Source organism: Streptomyces sp. JHA26, assembly GCF_002005565.1.
In the GTDB taxonomy this organism is placed as follows: domain Bacteria; phylum Actinomycetota; class Actinomycetes; order Streptomycetales; family Streptomycetaceae; genus Streptomyces.
On record NZ_BDJC01000009.1, the window covers coordinates 142,583 to 158,533 of the forward strand.

At 73.5% G+C, this 15,951-nt stretch carries 16 protein-coding genes; 7 read left to right on the plus strand and 9 right to left on the minus strand.

What is annotated here, in order from left to right:
* Positions 1 to 3 precede the first annotated feature (3 nt).
* Genes JHAT_RS08405 through JHAT_RS08420 form a run of 4 tightly spaced genes read right to left on the minus strand, consistent with a single transcriptional unit; the run spans position 4 to position 4,015 of the window.
* On the minus strand, positions 4 to 2,346 hold the full coding sequence (locus JHAT_RS08405; RefSeq protein ID WP_077797424.1) for a SpoIIE family protein phosphatase: 2,343 nt from the start codon (positions 2,344 to 2,346) through the stop codon (positions 4 to 6).
* A 60-nt stretch (positions 2,347 to 2,406) separates the two neighbouring features.
* Positions 2,407 to 2,874 (minus strand): peroxiredoxin, encoded by a 468-nt coding sequence (locus tag JHAT_RS08410; RefSeq protein ID WP_077797425.1) that lies wholly within the window; start codon positions 2,872 to 2,874, stop codon positions 2,407 to 2,409.
* Positions 2,871 to 3,251 carry a DoxX family protein gene (locus JHAT_RS08415; RefSeq protein WP_077797426.1) on the minus strand — a complete coding sequence of 127 codons (381 nt, stop codon included), beginning with the start codon at positions 3,249 to 3,251 and terminating at the stop codon, positions 2,871 to 2,873. Before JHAT_RS08415 ends, JHAT_RS08410 begins: the two co-directional genes overlap by 4 nt.
* Before the next feature lie 32 nt (positions 3,252 to 3,283).
* Positions 3,284 to 4,015 carry a helix-turn-helix transcriptional regulator gene (locus JHAT_RS08420; protein ID WP_107481872.1) on the minus strand — a complete coding sequence of 244 codons (732 nt, stop codon included), beginning with the start codon at positions 4,013 to 4,015 and terminating at the stop codon, positions 3,284 to 3,286.
* Positions 4,016 to 4,201: 186 nt separating this feature from the next.
* Between JHAT_RS08420 and JHAT_RS08425 the strand changes: the two genes are divergently transcribed.
* Complete coding sequence (locus tag JHAT_RS08425; RefSeq protein ID WP_077797428.1) at positions 4,202 to 5,392, plus strand: MFS transporter; 1,191 nt, start codon at positions 4,202 to 4,204, stop codon at positions 5,390 to 5,392.
* 109 nt (positions 5,393 to 5,501) lie between these two features.
* Here JHAT_RS08425 and JHAT_RS08430 read toward each other — a convergent pair whose 3' ends face one another.
* The gene (locus tag JHAT_RS08430) at positions 5,502 to 6,158 is read right to left on the minus strand and encodes a TetR/AcrR family transcriptional regulator (RefSeq protein WP_077797448.1); all 657 of its coding nucleotides are present in this window, start codon (positions 6,156 to 6,158) and stop codon (positions 5,502 to 5,504) included.
* A 226-nt stretch (positions 6,159 to 6,384) separates the two neighbouring features.
* Between JHAT_RS08430 and JHAT_RS08435 the strand changes: the two genes are divergently transcribed.
* Both JHAT_RS08435 and hemC read left to right on the plus strand, forming a co-directional pair.
* Positions 6,385 to 7,839: an MFS transporter gene (locus JHAT_RS08435; protein ID WP_077797429.1), complete on the plus strand. Its 1,455-nt coding sequence runs from the start codon at positions 6,385 to 6,387 to the stop codon at positions 7,837 to 7,839.
* Between the two features lie 134 nt (positions 7,840 to 7,973).
* The gene (gene hemC / locus JHAT_RS08440; RefSeq protein ID WP_077797430.1) at positions 7,974 to 8,909 is read left to right on the plus strand and encodes a hydroxymethylbilane synthase; all 936 of its coding nucleotides are present in this window, start codon (positions 7,974 to 7,976) and stop codon (positions 8,907 to 8,909) included.
* A gap of 19 nt (positions 8,910 to 8,928) precedes the next feature.
* Here the strand turns inward: hemC and JHAT_RS08445 are convergent, their stop codons facing one another.
* Entirely contained in the window at positions 8,929 to 9,453 is a 525-nt protein-coding gene (locus tag JHAT_RS08445) for a hypothetical protein (protein ID WP_077797431.1), read from the minus strand.
* Positions 9,454 to 9,854: 401 nt separating this feature from the next.
* On the opposite strand from JHAT_RS08445, the gene JHAT_RS08450 reads away from it, so the two are divergent.
* Positions 9,855 to 10,646 (plus strand): RNA polymerase sigma factor SigF, encoded by a 792-nt coding sequence (locus JHAT_RS08450; protein WP_077797432.1) that lies wholly within the window; start codon positions 9,855 to 9,857, stop codon positions 10,644 to 10,646.
* Positions 10,647 to 10,740: 94 nt separating this feature from the next.
* Here JHAT_RS08450 and JHAT_RS08455 read toward each other — a convergent pair whose 3' ends face one another.
* Positions 10,741 to 11,061: an ANTAR domain-containing protein gene (locus JHAT_RS08455; protein WP_171990799.1), complete on the minus strand. Its 321-nt coding sequence runs from the start codon at positions 11,059 to 11,061 to the stop codon at positions 10,741 to 10,743.
* A gap of 239 nt (positions 11,062 to 11,300) precedes the next feature.
* Between JHAT_RS08455 and JHAT_RS08460 the strand changes: the two genes are divergently transcribed.
* The gene (locus tag JHAT_RS08460) at positions 11,301 to 12,107 is read left to right on the plus strand and encodes a VOC family protein (RefSeq protein ID WP_171990800.1); all 807 of its coding nucleotides are present in this window, start codon (positions 11,301 to 11,303) and stop codon (positions 12,105 to 12,107) included.
* Between the two features lie 71 nt (positions 12,108 to 12,178).
* Here the strand turns inward: JHAT_RS08460 and glgX are convergent, their stop codons facing one another.
* Positions 12,179 to 14,326 (minus strand): glycogen debranching protein GlgX, encoded by a 2,148-nt coding sequence (gene glgX, locus JHAT_RS08465; RefSeq protein WP_077797434.1) that lies wholly within the window; start codon positions 14,324 to 14,326, stop codon positions 12,179 to 12,181.
* Positions 14,323 to 14,838 carry a pep a2 gene (locus JHAT_RS08470; protein WP_077797435.1) on the minus strand — a complete coding sequence of 172 codons (516 nt, stop codon included), beginning with the start codon at positions 14,836 to 14,838 and terminating at the stop codon, positions 14,323 to 14,325. The genes glgX and JHAT_RS08470 overlap by 4 nt, the downstream gene beginning before the upstream one ends.
* Before the next feature lie 261 nt (positions 14,839 to 15,099).
* Here JHAT_RS08470 and JHAT_RS08475 point away from each other — a divergent pair, with 261 nt between their 5' ends.
* Together JHAT_RS08475 and JHAT_RS08480 are read left to right on the plus strand one after the other, a co-directional pair.
* The gene (locus tag JHAT_RS08475) at positions 15,100 to 15,420 is read left to right on the plus strand and encodes a DUF5133 domain-containing protein (RefSeq protein WP_077797436.1); all 321 of its coding nucleotides are present in this window, start codon (positions 15,100 to 15,102) and stop codon (positions 15,418 to 15,420) included.
* 53 nt (positions 15,421 to 15,473) lie between these two features.
* On the plus strand, positions 15,474 to 15,951 hold a 478-nt coding region (locus tag JHAT_RS08480; protein ID WP_143660380.1), incomplete at its 3' end, for a maltotransferase domain-containing protein.

Consider the following 15,951-nt stretch of genomic DNA (forward strand, 5'->3'; position numbering starts at 1 on the left):
GGCTCACCTCCCGGGTTCCTCGGGCAGTGGCTGTTCGGCCCAGATCGTCTTGCCGTCCGCGGTCTGGCGGCTGCCCCAGCGCTGGGTGAGCTGGGCGACCAGCAGCAGTCCCCGGCCGCCCTCGTCGTACGCGTGGGCCCGGCGCAGGTGCGGCGAGGTGGAGCTGCCGTCGGAGACCTCGCAGATCAGGGTGCGGTCGCGGATGAGACGGAGCCGGACGGGCGGTGCGCCGTACCGGATCGCGTTGGTGACGAGTTCGCTGACGACGAGTTCGGTGACGAACGCCGCCTCGTCCAGGCCCCATTCCGTCAGCTGTTCGATGGCGGACTGCCGGACGGCGGCCACGTGCGCGGGGTCCGGCGGGACGTCCCAGGTGGCGACCTGGTCGCCGCCCAGTGCCCGCGTACGGGCCAGCAGCAGGGCCACGTCGTCGCCGGGCTGCTCGGGCATCACCGCCTTGAGCACACAGCCGCACAGGGCGTCGAGCGAGTGCGCGGGCGTGGTCAGCGCGCGGCACAGCTCGGCGGTGGCGTGGTCCGTGCCGCCGTCGCGGTCCCGGACCAGGCCGTCGGTGTACAGCGCGACGACGGAGCCCTCGGGCAGGACCTCCTCGGTCGCCTCGAACGGCAGCCCGCCGACGCCGAGCGGCGGCCCGGCGCTGACGGGGACGAGGCGGGCGGTGCCGTCGGGGAGCACGAGGGCGGGTCCGGGGTGGCCGGCGGAGGCGAGGGTGAGACGGCCGGTGACGGGGTCGTAGACCGCGTAGAGGCAGGTGGCGCCCAGTTCGCCCACCTCGCCGCCGCCGTCCGCCGCGAGGTGGGCGACGAGGTCGTCGAGGTGGGTGAGGAGTTCTTCGGGCGGCAGATCGACGTCGGCGAGGGTGCGCACGGCCGTGCACAGACGGCCCATGGTCGCGGAGGACGGGATGCCGTGGCCGACGACGTCGCCGACGACCAGGGCGACCCGGCTGCCGGAGAGCGGGATCACGTCGAACCAGTCGCCGCCGAGGCCGGCCGCCGAGCCGGAGGGCAGGTAGCGGTGCGCCACCTCCACGGCCGACTGGCCGGGCAGGCCCCTGGGCAGGAGGCTGTGCTGGAGGGCGAGCGCGGTGGAGCGCTCGCGGGCGAAGCGGCGGGCGTTGTCGACGCAGACGGCGGCCCGGCTGGCCAGTTCCTCGGCCAGGGCGATGTCGTCGGGGACGAACGGGTCCCTGGGGGCGACGCGCATGGCCGTCGCGACGCCCAGGGTGGTGCCGCGGGCCCGCAGCGGAACCGCCAGGGTGGAGCTGATGCGGTCCCGGAACGGGCGGTTGGCGGGGACCTGCTCGTTGCGCACCCGCATCCACCGGTCGAAGTCCGGGTCGCCCGGACCGGTCAGTACCGGCCGTCCCTCCCGCAGCGCCCGTGCGGGTGCGGAGCAGGACGGGTACACGTCGGTGTCGCCCAGGCGCACGGACGGCTTCGGGAGTCCTTCGGCGGCGGATTCGTGGGCGACCCGGCGCAGCACGATGTCCTCGGCCGGCACCGCGAGCGGTTCGTCCGCGCCGAGGACCCAGTCGAGCAGGTCGACGCCGGCGAAGTCGGTGAACCGCGGCACGAGGATGCCGACCAGTTCCTCGGCGGTGCGCACCACGTCCAGGCTGGTGCCGATCACGGTCGCGGCCTCGTTCAGCAGGGCCAGCCGCTCCCGGGCCCGGTACTGGCCCGTGCTCTCGTACCCCGCCACGGACACGGCGGTCACGGCGCCGGACGCGTCGCGCACCGGCCACATCTCGATGGTCCAGGCGTACTCGCCCATCCTGGAGGTGGCGGGCATGAAGGTCTCGTAGCGGTGGGGCCGGCCGGTGTCGGTCACCTGCCGCAGGTGGTGCAGGAACCCGGACGCGTCGGCGTCGATCTCCGCCATGACCTCCGGCAGCGACCGTCCGATCAGGTCCTCCTCCGGCATTCCCAGCATGCGTCGCGCCGTGTCGTTGACCCGCAGGTAGCGATGCCGGGTGTCGTGGACGGACATGGCCAGGGACGCCTGCCGGAAGCTCTCCCCGGTCAGCGCCGGATCGTCCTGCGGGTGGGCGGTCACCGCGTACCCGCACGGCGCGCCGTCCGCGCCCAGCAGGGGGCAGCCGCGCAGGGGCAGTGCCACGGTGGAACCGTCCCGGTGGCGGATCAGGGCCGTGCCCGACAGCGCGGACACGGCCCCGGGCGGCGCGTCGTGGGCGAGCAGGTCCCGTGCGGGCCGGCCCACGGCCTCCTCGGCCGGGTACCCGGTCAGCCGCCGGGCGCCCTCGCTCCACCCCGCCACCTTGCCGTGGACGTCGACGATCGCCGCAGCGGAGGCATGCTCCATGTCGTCCAGGATCAGCCCTTCACCGCCCGGTCTCAACCGGGACGGGGCGCGGGGGCCGGCTCAGTCCCGGTGGGCGCGCAGCGCGGCGAGGGCGCGGTCGGCGTGGGTGTTCATGCGCAACTCGCTGCGGACGACCTCGAGCACGGTGCGGTCCGGCCCGATGACGAAGGTGACCCGTCTGGTGGGGGCCAGGCCGAGTCCCCGTCTCGCCCCGAACCGTTCGCGGACCGTGCCGTCGGCGTCGGAGAGCAGCGGCATGCCGAGGGTGTGGCGCCCCGCGAACTCCTGCTGGCGTTCGACGGGGTCGCCGCTGATGCCCACCGGCCGGGCGCCGGCCGCGGCGAACTCGGCGGCGAGGTCGCGGAAGTGGCAGGCCTCGGCGGTGCAGCCGGGGGTCAGGGCGGCGGGGTAGAAGAAGAGCACGACCGGCCCGTCGGCGAGCAGTTCCGACAGGCGGCGCGGGGTACCGGTCTCGTCCGGCAGCGTGAAGTCGTCGACCGTGTCGCCGACGGCCGGGCCACGGCTCACGACCGGCCCTCGCAGTCCTTGGCGACGCTGCGGGCCCAGAGCACGAGCGGCAGCTGGACGGGCAGCCGGCCGTAGGCGGCGGCCTTCTGGAGGGCGGGACGGTGCCGCCGGTCGACGGCCATCTTGACGTTGGCGGGGAAGACGCCGACGAAGAAGGCCGCGGTGGCCAGCGCGGCGGCCTTGCGGGTGCGGGGGACGGCGAGGCCCGCGGCCAGCGCCAGTTCGGCGACGCCGCTGGCGTACGTCCACGCCCGGGGCGTGCCCGGCAGGCTGCGCGGCACCGTCGCGTCGAAGGGGCGGGGCCGGGCGAAGTGGGCGACGCCCGCGGTGGCCAGCAGACCGGCGAGCAGCAGGGGTGAGCGTTCGGACCGTGGCACGGTTCCTCCTCCGGGGGGCCTGCCGCGCGATATTACTGGACGGTACGGGCGGGGGTGCCGCCGGTCCGGTCACGGCGGTTGTGGGTGCCCGGGGTGTAGCCGAACGAGCGGCGGAAGACGTCGATGAACGCGCTGGCCGAGGAGTAACCGCAGCGGTGGGCGACGGTGGTCACGGGTACGTCGTCGGCGAGCATGCGCAGGGCGTGGTAGAGGCGGGACTGGGTGCGCCACTGGGGGAAGGTCATGCCGAACTCGCTGCGGAAGAGCCGGCTGAGGGTGCGTTCGCCCGCCCCGGTGGCGGCGCCGAGTGCGGCCAGGGTGCGGGTGTCGGCGGGGTCGGCGTGGACCAGCGCGCAGACCGCGGCCAGGCGGGGGTCGGCCGGGGTGGGCAGGTGCAGCGGCTGCTGGGGCGAGGCGCGCAGCTGGTCGCGCAGGACGCCGAGGAGGCGGCGGCGTTCGGGTCCGGTGTCGGCGGGGTCGCGGGTGTAGGCGAGGATCAGCTCGCGCAGCAGCGGACCGACGGTGAGGACGAAGGGGGCGTCCAGGCCGAGCGGGTTGTCGTCGGCGGGCAGTCCGACCAGGTGCAGGTCCAGCCGGCCGTGGGCCCGGTGGGCGTGCACGGTGCCGGCCGGGACCCAGATGGCCCGGGTGCCCGGCGCGAACCAGGTACCGGCGTCGGTGGTGACGGCCACGACGCCGGAGCCCGCGTAGACGATCTGGTGGTCGTCGTGCCGGTGGGCGTCGATGCGCTGCCCGGCGGCCAGGTGCTGCGCCCTGGTGGGCGCGGCCGGGGTGTGCCGGGCGGCGCCGGGGTCGCGGCGCGGGGTCGGCGGGACCTCGCGGGCGGAGGGCGGGGTGCCGCGGGCGGGGCCCCGGGTGTGGCGGGTGTTCGACACGAGTGGGCAGATTATCGGAAGCGGGCCGGGACCGGCGGACGTGACGATCGACGGGTGACCGTCAACCGCAACCGGCCCATCGTCCTGCTGTCCCTCGGGCACGCCTGCGTCGACCTCTACCAGGGCGCGGTGGCCGCCCTGGTTCCGTACTTCGTCGCCGAGCGCGCCTACACCTACGCCGCCGCCTCCGGCGTCGTGCTCGCCGCCTCGCTGCTGTCGTCGCTGGTGCAGCCGCTGTTCGGAGCGCTCACCGACCGGTGGGCGCTGCCGTGGCTGCTGCCGCTGAGCACGCTGACCGGCGGGGCCGGGGTGGCCCTCGGCGGTGTCACGGACTCCTACGTGCTCACCCTCGCCGCGATCGCCCTGGGGGGCGTCGGTGTCGCCGCCTACCACCCGGAGGCGGCCCGTGCGGCACGTGACGCCGCGCACGGCAGCAACACCGCGATGGGATGGTTCTCGTTGGGCGGCAACGCCGGTTTCGCGCTGGCGCCGCCGCTGGTCTGGGCCGTCGTCGCCACCGGCGGCCTGAGCGCTTCTCCCCTGCTCGCCGTCCCGGCACTCGCCGGCGCGGTCCTGTGCGTGGCGGCGGTGCGCTCGGCCGGAGCGGTCCGCGCGGCGGACGGCCGTACGACGACGGCGACGGCGGGGTCCGACGACTGGGCGTCGTTCCTCCGGCTCACCGGTGCCGTGGTCTGCCGTTCGGTCGTCTTCGTCGGGCTGAGCACGTTCGTGTCGCTGTACGTCCGTGAGCGCACCGGCGGGGGCGCCGCGGCGGGGACGGCGGCGTTGTTCGTGCTCTACCTGGGCGGGGCGGTGGGCACGGTGGCCGGGGGCCGGCTCGCCGACCGGTACGGACGGCTGAGGGTGGTGCGCCGGTCGTACGTCCTGACGGTGCTCGCCGTCGCCGGGCTCGTCCTGGTGCCCGGGCCCGTGGTGTACCTGTTCGTCGCCCTGACCTCGGCCGGGCTGTACGTGCCGTTCTCCCTGCACATCACCCTGGGCCAGGACTTCCTGCCCCGCCGCGTGGGCACGGCGAGCGGGGTCACCCTGGGGCTGACCGTGAGCGTCGGCGGCCTCGCCGCTCCCGCGCTCGGCGCACTCGCCGACGCCGCGTCGCTGCGGACCGCCCTGCTGCCGCTGGTGGTGCTGCCCGCGGTGGGCGGACTGCTGCTGCGCGGCCTGCGCGAGCCGGTCCCGGCGTCCCCCGTGGGGAAGGCGGCCCCGCACGACACCGACGTGCGGTGAGTGCGTTCCCGCGCGTCGGTGGTGTCCGGGCCGGTGGTGTCCGGGGCCGGGGCGGCCGAGGGCACCGTGCCCCGGATCCGCCTCGCCCGCCGGCCCGTCGTCGCGCCCGTCACACCCCGCGCCGGGGCGTGACGGGCGCGAGCCACATGCCCACGATCGCGTCGACCAGCCCGTCGGCGGCGCCCCGCCAGCTGGCGCGAGGGGTCGGACGCCCTTCGGCGAGGGCGCGTTCCCGCTCGGCCGCCGTGTGCACGATGAGGTGGCGGGCCATGTCGCCCCGCTCGGCCCGGACCTCCTCGGGGAGCGCCGGCATGCACCGGTTCCGTCCGGCGATGATCTCGCGCAGCGACGCGGAGCCGCGGGACTCGTCGAGCATGATCTGACGCAGCGCCGGGTCGGTCATGACCTGGGCGCAGAACCGGGCGTACCAGGTCGGGCTGCCCAGTGCCGCCAGGTGGTCGAACTGCGGCCGCACCAGGCAGTCCACCCAGTCGCGCAGCTGCGGCGCGTCGCCGAGCGCGGCCAGTTGCCGGGCCCGCAGGTCCTCGACGCGCTCGGAGTGCCGCTGGACGATGGCGCGGACCAGATCCGCCTTGGTGCCGAAGTGGTAACCGACCGCGGCGTTGTTGCCCTGTCCGGCGGCCTCGCTGACCTGGCGGTTGGACACCGCGTACACCCCGTGTTCGGCGAACAGCCGCTCGGCCGTGGTCAGGATCAGCTGCCGGGTCGTGCTGACCTGTTCCGCCCGTCCCGTCCTGCCCGCCATGATCACCGCCGCGCCGGGACTTCGCTCACGGCCCGCGACGGCCAGTCCCTCGAGTCGTCGCAGGTCCGCCGTCATGCGGCGCGTTCTCACCGAAGCCTACGCAACAGCGGGGCCGGGGCGGTGCGCGGCCCGGTCGAGCGCGCCTCTGCCGCAGCCCCCTACACTAATTCAAGCGACTGACTTAAATTCTTCCCGGATCCGCGATCCTCCCCTGAAAGGCACCTCCATGTCCCCTTCTCCCGCCGCGCCGCGGCCGAACGCCGTGGTGGCGGTACTGGCCCTGGCCGGGATCGTCGTCTCGCTGATGCAGACGCTCGTCATCCCGATCGTCCCGGACCTGCCGAGACTCCTGGACGCTCCGGCGTCGGACGCGGCATGGGCGGTGACGGCCACCCTGCTCGCCGCCGCCGTGGCCACCCCGGTCGTCGGCCGCCTGGGCGACATGGCCGGCAAGCGGCGCATGCTGCTGTTCAGCCTGGTACTGCTGATCGCCGGTTCGGTGGTCTGCGGACTGAGCGACTCACTGGCCCCGATGGTCGTGGGCCGGGCCATGCAGGGCCTGTCCGCCGCGGTGATCCCGCTCGGCATCAGCATCATGCGCGACGAACTGCCCGCCGAGCGCCTCGCCGGCGCCACCGCCCTGATGAGCGCCTCGCTGGGCGTCGGCGGTGCGCTCGGCCTGCCCGCCGCCGCGCTGATCGCGGACAACCTCGACTGGCACATGCTGTTCTGGACCTCCGGCGCGCTCGGTGCCGTCGCCCTGGTGCTGGTACTGGCGCTCGTGCCCGAGTCGGCGGTGCGCACCGGCGGCCGCTTCGACGTGCCGGGCGGCATCGGCATGGCGACCGGCCTGGTGTGCCTGCTGCTGGCGGTCTCCAAGGGCGCCGACTGGGGCTGGAGCAGCGGCCTCACCCTCGGTCTGTTCGCGGCGTCCGTGCTGATCCTGCTGGTGTGGGGCGGGTGGGAGCTGCGCACCCCGCAGCCGCTGGTGGACCTGCGCACCACGGCGCGCCGTCAGGTGCTGTTCACCAACCTGGCGTCGATAGCCGTCGGCTTCTCGATGTTCGCGATGTCCCTGGTACTTCCGCAGCTCCTGCAGTTGCCCGAGGCGACCGGTTACGGGCTCGGCCGTTCCCTGCTGACCGCCGGTCTGGTGATGGCGCCCTCCGGCCTGGTGATGATGGCGTTCGCCCCGGTCTCCGCGAAGGTGTCCGGGTCCAGGGGTCCGAAGGTGACCCTGATGACCGGCACCCTGATCGTGGCGGCCGGTTACGGGCTGAACATCGTGCTGATGTCCGAGGTCTGGCACCTGGTGCTGGTCTCCTGCGTCATCGGCGCGGGCATCGGCTTCACCTACGGCGCCATGCCGGCCCTGATCATGGGCGCGGTGCCGGCGAGCGAGACGGCCGCCGCGAACAGCCTCAACACCCTGATGCGGTCCATCGGCACGTCGGTCGCCAGTGCGATCGCCGGAGTGATCCTGGCGCAGATGACCGTCAGCCTCGGCGGTTTCGCCCTGCCGTCCGAGAACGCCTTCAAGGTGGTCATGGCCATCGGCGCCGGCGCCGCCCTGCTCGCCTTCGTCATCGCCTCCTTCATCCCGACGCACCGTCCCGCCGCCGGAGTGGCGCGCGCGGCGTCGGACGGGGGCGTCGAGGCCGAGGCCGCCCCCGCGCGCTGACGGCGACGCCGCCGGTCCGCCCGACGGCGGCCGGGCCGTCCGGCGTCCCCTTCGGGCCCCGCGCCCGGCGGGAGCCGACGGCAGTCGGGCGGATCCCGCGGTCCCCGTGTCCCGGAGGGCACTATCGTGTCCGCATGTCCGCCCCCGAACTGATCCGTATCGTCTCCCGCGACTCCCCCATGGCCCTCGCTCAGGTCGAGCGCGTCCGGGCCGAGTTGGCGGCCCTCCACCCCGGCGTGCGCACCGAGGTCGTGCCGGTGAGGACCACCGGCGACAAGTGGCTCGGCGACCTGTCGCAGGTGGAGGGCAAGGGCGCCTTCACCAAGGAGGTCGACGCCGCGCTGCTGTCGGGCGAGGCCGACCTGGCGGTGCACTGCGTCAAGGACGTGCCCGCCGACCGGCCGCTCCCGGCGGGCACGGTGTTCGCCGCGTTCCTGAAGCGGGACGACATCCGGGACGCCCTCGTCCACCCGGGCGGGCTCACTCTGGACGAGCTCCCGGAGGGGACCCGCGTCGGCACCTCCTCGGTGCGCCGCGTCGCCCAGCTGGCCGCCACGCACCCGCACCTGACGTGCGTCCCGTTCCGCGGCAACGCCAACCGGCGGCTCGCGAAGCTGGCCGCCGGCGAGGCGGACGCCCTGCTGCTCGCGGTCTCCGGCCTGGAGCGCATCGGCCGCACCGACGTGATCAGCGAGGTCCTGTCCACCGAGACGATGATGCCGCCGATCGGCGCGGGCGTCCTCGCCCTCCAGTGCCGCCAGGACGACGCCGAGCTGATCGACGCGGTCAGCGGCCTCGGCGATCCGGACACCCACCGGGAGGTCACGGCGGAGCGCATGTTCCTGCACGTGCTCCAGGGGCACTGCAACAGTCCGATCGCCGGGTACGCCCGGGTGGACCGGAGCGGGGAACTCGCCCTGCGGGGCTGCGTGTTCACTCCCGACGGCAAGGTGCGGCTGAACGCCCACGAGTGGGCGGGCCGGCTGGACCCGGCCACCCTCGGCACGTCGGTCGCCGTGGCGCTGCTGCGCCAGGGCGCCCGGGAGATCATCGACGGCATCGCGCACTGAGGCGCCGTCCGCCGGCGGATCAGGCGGTGCCCTCCTCCGCCTGGTCCCGCAGGAAGGCGCTCACCTGGTGCGCCAGGCAGTCGTCCCGCACCGTGCCCGGCAGGGCCCCGGTGGCCGGCTCGTGCAGCCCGAGACCGCCGGTCCACAGACGGCGGTCGGCCCACTCCTCGTCCACCCGCAGCTGCACCTGGACGTCCACCTGGCCGAGGCTCGCCTCGGGGCCGGCCGCGTAGAGGACGGCGGTGGCCCGGCGCAGCGGATGGACGTCGAAGCCCTCGACGAACTGCGAGTTGCGCCAGTCGAGGAACGCGCCCTCGCCGTCGGGACCGGTCCGCACGTCGATCTGCCCGTCCTCCAGGTGGATGCAGAAGGGCCGGGCGCCCCGGTTCTCGACGGTCACCCGGACACTGAAGTACGTCAGGCCCTCGGCGGCGTCGTCGCGGCCACGCGGCGGCTCGGCCGCCTCCAGACGGTGGACGCGGACCCGCAGACCGGCGTGTTCGTCGTACTCCTGCCAGTCCCCGACCACGTTCGGCTCGTACACAGCGCACCTCTCGACTTCCCGAAGCTGCTTCCTATCCGTGTGCTCAGTGCACTGTCAAATGAGCCGAATGCGCTGTGGCCAGGGGGTTCACCCCCTTTGATCGGTGATCAAGCGCTGCGCAGGAACTATCCGCCGCGCACCCCGCCGGCCGATCACGGTGGGCGTGCCGCACATCACGTTCCGCGCCGGCGCCCGCCCGGGGCCGTCGGCGCGGCCGTTCGGACGAGCGTTCCGCCCCCACAAGGCTTAATGTCCCTATATACGACGACTTGTTTTGACGTCGGACAGACAGGGAAAGCCCCTGCCGGTGCTTCGGACAGGAGGCACCTCCGCGGAACCGGCCCGTCCGGCTCTCCGGTGTCCTGTCCACCCGGCACCCCTGCTGAGGGAGGTGCGCACCCATGCGTATCGCCAGCAGAACCAGGCCCCACCCGCACGACGACGCGCCGGACACGGCCGCCGCGTTCGAACGGCTCGCCGGACTGCCCGACGGTCCGGAACGCAAGGCGCTGCGGGACGAACTGATCCAGGTGTGGCTTCCCATGGCCGAGCGCATCGCCGTCCGCTTCCGCGGACGCGGCGAGAGCCTGGACGACCTCTACCAGGTGGCGGCCCTCGGCCTGGTCAAGGCCGTCGACCACTACGATCCCGGGCGCGGCCACGCCTTCGAGGCGTACGCCGTACCGACCGTCACCGGCGAGATCAAGCGGCACTTCCGCGACCACATGTGGACGCTGCACGTGCCGCGGCGGATCCAGGACCTGCGCAACCGGGTGCGCCGCGCCGCGAAGGAGCTGGCGCAGACCACGCCGGGACGCGCCCCCACGGTCGAGGAGATCGCCGAGCACGCGCACCTGACGACGGCCGAGGTCCGCACCGGGATGGAGGCGCTGGAGTGCTTCTCCGCCCTCTCGCTGGAGGCGGAGATGCCGGGCACCGACGGGTACGCCCTCGGGGACGCGCTCGGCGGCCCGGACCCGGCCTTCGACACGGTCGTCGACCGGGTGGCCGTCCGCCCCTGCCTGGAGGCGCTGCCCGAGCGTGAGCGCACCATCCTCTACCTGCGCTTCTTCGGCGGGATGACGCAGAGCCGCATCGCGCAGCAGCTCGGCATCTCCCAGATGCACGTCTCGCGTCTGCTCAGCGGCTGCTTCGACCGGATCCGCGAGGAGATCCTCGCGGAGGCCCGTTGACCGGCACGCGCCGCCGCGCGCTCCCGCCGGCGGCCCTCACCGCCGCGATCCCACCACCGCGCTCTCACCCCTTGCGCTCCCGCCCATCGCACTCTCACCACTGCGACGGAGCGCCGGGGATCTGCGTCGGGCCGTGACGGTCCAGGGCGTCCTCCAGGGCGATCCGGATCTCCGCCGGCATCATCCCCGTGCGCCCCCAGACGAGTATCAGTTCCGCCACGTTGCGCAGTTTGATGTTCGTGTGCTGGGAAACCTCCTTGAGAACGGCCCATCCCTCGTCCGGTCCCACCCGGCCGAGCACGACGATCATCCCGATGGCCTGGTCGACGACGGCGTGCGAGACGACCGCCTCCTTCAGCTGCCGGACCTGCTCCTGCAGCCGGAATATCTGGTCCGGGCCCCCGTCCGTGGGCATGGTCACCTCCGGATCCGGCGTGTCACCGCCGCTTGTGCCGCGCGGTGCGCCACGCGGCCCCGCTCCGACGCCTCCATCGTCATCACATGCGCCACCCCGCGCCACTGGGCCGTGCGGGGCGCACCCGCCACCGTTTCGGCGGCGCCGCCGGGGTACTCGGCAGGCGCCCCCCGCCGTTCCGGCCGGACACTGGTGTGGAACCGGTGACTGCCGGTGGACGAGACCAGGACGCGACCGCCATGGACCACGACATGCCCTCCCCCACCGGTACGGACAGCCGCCTCACCACCCGCTCCGTGTACGGGGCCCCGTGCTGGGTGAGTCTGACCAGCCGCGACCTCAAGGCCACCGAGGAGTTCTACTCCGCCGTGCTGGGCTGGCAGTGGCGGCCCGCGAAGCTGGGCGAGCCCTTCCGGATCGCCCTGGCCGACGGGGTGCCGGTCGCCGGGATCGCCGCGGTCGCCGGGATGTGGCAGATGGCGGTGGCGTGGACGCCGTACTTCGCCGTGCGCAGCGCGGACGAGGCCGTGTCGCGGGCGGCCGAGCGGGGTGGCACGGCCGCGGTCGGGCCGATCTCCCTGCCGCCCGGCCGGGCGGCGCTGCTCGCCGACCGGGACGGCGCCACCTTCGGGATCTGGGAGGGCGAACTGTTCTCGGACTGGGACACCTGGCGCACCTCCCGTCCGGCGTTCATCCGGCTGCACACGCGCGACGCGTTCGACGCCGCCATCTTCTACGGCGAGATCTTCGACTGGGCGTCGGGATCGAACGGTTGCTGCGAGGTCGTGTACGAGGGCGACGAGGTGGTGCTGCGCAGCCAGGGCGACGTCGTGGCACGCATCGAGTCGGGTGCGCTCGGGGCGGCCCCCGACCCCGCCATCCGGCCGCACTGGCAGGTGCACTTCGCGGTCGACGACGTCCCGGCCTGTGCCCGCGCCGCCGAACGGCACGGCGGCAGCGTGCTGGCGCCGGGCGACGACGAGGCCGTGCTCCGCGACGCCGACGGCGCGCAGTTCACGGTGACCGCGCGCCGCTTCGGACGCTGATCCCACCGCGCCCTGTCGCCGGGCTCCCGGCCTCCGTCCGGAGGGCGGGAGCCCGGGCGACAGGGCGCGGCTCACCGGCCGGTGCGGGAGGGCCGCGAGAGCAGCACCAGGCTGCGCGGCTCGACGGTCAGCGTCGTGCCCGCCTTGCACTCCGCCTCGTCGGGGACGCCCTCCGGGTCGGCGGTGTCGATCAGGGTCGTCCAGCGCTCGCCGTAGGTGGCGTCGGGCAGCCGGAAGCGGGCGGGCTCCCAGTGGCTGTTGAGCAGCAGCAGGAAGGAGTCGTCGACGACGGGCCGGCCGCACGGGTCGGGTTCGGCGATGGCGTCGCCGTTGAGGAAGACGGCGACGGCGTGGGCGTCGGAGCGCTGCCAGTCGTCGTCGGTCATCTCCCGCGCGTCCGGCAGCAGCCACACCAGGTCGGGCAGCGGCTGGTCCGCGTTCGTCACCGTCTCGCCGCGGAAGTAGCGGCGCCGGCGCAGGACCGGGTGGGCGGCGCGCAGGGCGATGACGCGCCGGGTGAAGTCCAGCAGAGCGCGCTGCTCCTCCCCCAGCCGCCAGTCGATCCAGGAGATCTCGTTGTCCTGGCAGTAGGCGTTGTTGTTGCCCCGCTGGGTGCGGCCCAGCTCGTCGCCGTGGCAGAGCATGGGAATGCCCTGCGAGAGCAGGAGCGTGGCCAGGAAGTTGCGCTGCTGGCGGCCGCGCAGCTCCCGTACGGCCGGGTCCTTCGTCCTGCCCTCGGCGCCGCAGTTCCAGGACCGGTTGTGGCTCTCGCCGTCCTGGTTGTCCTCGCCGTTGGCCTCGTTGTGCTTGTCGTTGTAGGAGACGAGGTCGCGCAGCGTGAAACCGTCGTGCGCGGTGACGAAGTTGACGCTGGCGCGGGGGCGGCGCCGGCTGTGCTGGTACAGGTCGGAGGAGCCCGTCAGCCGGGAGGCGAACTCGCCGAGGGTGTGCTCCTCGCCGCGCCAGAAGTCGCGTACGGCGTCCCGGTACATGCCGTTCCACTCGGACCACAGCTGCGGGAAGTTGCCCACCTGGTAGCCGCCCTCGCCGAGGTCCCAGGGCTCGGCGATCAGCTTGACGCGGCTGATCACCGGGTCCTGCTGGATGAGGTCGAAGAACGCCGACAGCCGGTCCACCTCGTGGAACTGCCGGGCGAGCGTGGCCGCGAGGTCGAAGCGGAAGCCGTCGACGTGCATCTCGGTGACCCAGTACCGCAGCGAGTCCATGATCAGCTGGAGTACGTAGGGGTGGCGCATCAGCAGGCTGTTGCCGGTGCCGGTGGTGTCGTAGTAGTGCTGCCAGTCGCCGTCCACCAGCCGGTAGTACGAGGCGTTGTCGATGCCGCGGAAGGAGAGGGTGGGGCCCTTCTCGTTGCCCTCGGCGGTGTGGTTGTAGACCACGTCGAGGATCACCTCGAGGCCGGCCTCGTGCAGGGTCTTGACCATCGACTTGAACTCGGTGACCTGCTGCCCGCGGGTGCCGAGGGCGGCGTAGCCGTTGTGGGGCGCGAAGAAGCCGATGGTGTTGTAGCCCCAGTAGTTGGACAGGCCCCGGTCCGTCAGGACGCCGTCGTGCACGAACTGGTGCACCGGCATGAGCTCGACGGCGGTCACGCCCAGGGAGGTCAGGTGGTCCACGATCGCCGGGTGCGCCAGCCCGGCGTAGGTGCCGCGCAGTTCCTCGGGCACGTCGGGGTGGGTGCGGCTGATGCCGCGGACGTGGGCCTCGTAGATCACGGTCTCCGAGTAGGGGCGCCGCGGCGGGCGGTCGTCGCCCCAGTCGAAGAACGGGTCGGTGACCACGCCGAGCATGGTGTGCCCCGCGCTGTCACCGGGGTCCGGCCTGCCCTGGGCGCGTTCGAAGAGGGAGGGGTGGTTGTCCACCATCCCGTCCACGGCCCTCGTGTACGGGTCGAGGAGCAGCTTCGCCGGGTTGCAGCGGTGGCCGACGGACGGGGCCCACGGGCCGTGGACCCGGTAGCCGTAGCGCTGCCCCGGGCCGACGCCGGGCAGGTAGCAGTGCCAGACGAAGCCGTCGACCTCCGGCATCCGGATGCCGCTGTGGGTGCCGTCGTCGTCGACGAGGACGAGGTCGACGCGTTCGGCGACCTCGCTGAACAGTGCGAAGTTGGTGCCCTGTCCGTCGTACGAGGCCCCCAGCGGACAGGGGTGCCCGCTCCACACGGGCGACCCCTTCCAGTTCGGCCTGGCCCGGGTCACCGGGCCTCCTCCAGAACACCGTGGGTGGTGCTGACCGGACTGGCCACCCGGCCCACCGGCATGATCTCTCGCGGCACTTCCAGCCCCTCCTGGGTGATCGGCTCCGGCGCGGTCGGCACCAGCGGTACGCGTTCGCCGGCCCGGGCGCGCTGCGAGAACCAGATGACTTTCGCTCCGGTGTCGGTGGCGCAGCACCCCCAGCCGTCGCTGTTGGCGGCGAGGTGCTGCAGACAGGTGCGCAGGTCCTGGTCGGGACGGAGCGCGTGGTCGTTGCCCCCTACCGCCGTGATGAGGTGGTGGCGGTTCCACCACATCTCGATCGACGTGTTCTTGTCGCTCGCGTGCTCGTCGATCGCCCGCAGCAGCATCTCGGCGCCCGAGCAGACGGGTTCGACGAGGTTCTCCAGGTCCCAGAACCTGAGGTGAGCGGCCAGGATGCGCCTGACCTGTCCGACCCGTTCCGGGCTGACTTCCACGTCGAGGTGGTAGTAGCAGGGCACTGCGGTCTTCATCGTCGTGGCTCCTCACCGCGAGAGCTCTCGCTTCTTCCGCGTCCCTTGGGGGACGGGCTCCCCGTGCACGAAGCGTGAGCACTGGTCGCTTCTGAGTCACTCCAGAGTGGGAGCAGTAGTCCATTCGTGCAACACGAGCGGCGAGCGTGCGGGACCGGCCGGAAACCAGTTGAAGATCCAACAAGACGGGGGGTCACCGTCCGTGCACCATGTGTGAAGAACTGGATCGTCCGTACGGACCGTCACGGAAGGTGACCGGCCATGCTGCTTCCTGCGAAGACAGAAGTCGCCCGGCAGCTGCGGCGTTACCGCGCCTGGGAACGGATGATGCTCGCGTCCCCCGCGGACGTGCGCGTCCGGGCCACCTTCGAGGACTCCGGCTACACCCTCTGCGTGCTCATGGGGAAGCGGTGCGCGCGCGAGGCGGCCGACGCCGCCGAGCGGTACCTGCGGACGAACCTGATCACTTATCTGCAGGAACAGAACGAGCGGCCCCGTACCGCCCGAGCGGCCCGGCGCGGCCCGCCGGCGGCGGACCGGCTCTCCCCGTCGGGGCGGAAGACCCCCTCCGGCGCGGCTTGACCCATCCGGCCGGGCCCCGGGCCCGGCCTCGAGCACGGCGGAGGTGAGAACGGATGAGCGCGACCGTGACGATCGGGCGTATCCCGGTGCGGGACGTCCACCCGGTGGTGGAGTGCGGCAGGCGCCCGGCCAAGGCGGTGGCGGGAGAGACGTTCGAGGTCACCGCGTCCGTGTTCCGCGAGGGACACGACGCGGTGGCGGCCAACGTCGTGCTGAAGGACCCCGAGGGCCGTCCGGGCCCGTGGACGCCGATGCGGGAGCTGGCCCCGGGCACCGACCGCTGGGGGGCCGAGGTCACCCCGGGCGCGCCGGGCCGGTGGACCTACCGGGTGGAGGCCTGGAGCGATCCGGTCGCCACCTGGAAGCACCACGCGCGGATCAAGGTCCCGGCGGGCATCGACACCGGTCTCGTCCTGGAGGAGGGGGCCGAACTGTACCGGCGGGCCGCGGCCGGGGTCCCCAAGGACTCCGGCCGGGACGTGGTGCTGGCGGCCGCGGCGGTGCTGCGCGACGACACGCTGCCGGTGGCCA

Excerpts from the sequence above, each read along its gene's own strand:
- hemC (WP_077797430.1), top strand. The coding sequence starts at position 7,974 with ATGTCCGCCCCCGAACTGATCCGTATCGTCTCCCGCGACTCCCCCATG.
- JHAT_RS08435 (WP_077797429.1), top strand. The coding sequence starts at position 6,385 with ATGTCCCCTTCTCCCGCCGCGCCGCGGCCGAACGCCGTGGTGGCGGTA.
- JHAT_RS08455 (WP_171990799.1), bottom strand. The coding sequence starts at position 11,061 with ATGCCCACGGACGGGGGCCCGGACCAGATATTCCGGCTGCAGGAGCAG.
- JHAT_RS08470 (WP_077797435.1), bottom strand. The coding sequence starts at position 14,838 with ATGAAGACCGCAGTGCCCTGCTACTACCACCTCGACGTGGAAGTCAGC.
- JHAT_RS08475 (WP_077797436.1), top strand. The coding sequence starts at position 15,100 with ATGCTGCTTCCTGCGAAGACAGAAGTCGCCCGGCAGCTGCGGCGTTAC.
- JHAT_RS08405 (WP_077797424.1), bottom strand. The coding sequence starts at position 2,346 with ATGGAGCATGCCTCCGCTGCGGCGATCGTCGACGTCCACGGCAAGGTG.
- JHAT_RS08430 (WP_077797448.1), bottom strand. The coding sequence starts at position 6,158 with ATGGCGGGCAGGACGGGACGGGCGGAACAGGTCAGCACGACCCGGCAG.
- JHAT_RS08450 (WP_077797432.1), top strand. The coding sequence starts at position 9,855 with ATGCGTATCGCCAGCAGAACCAGGCCCCACCCGCACGACGACGCGCCG.
- JHAT_RS08460 (WP_171990800.1), top strand. The coding sequence starts at position 11,301 with ATGGACCACGACATGCCCTCCCCCACCGGTACGGACAGCCGCCTCACC.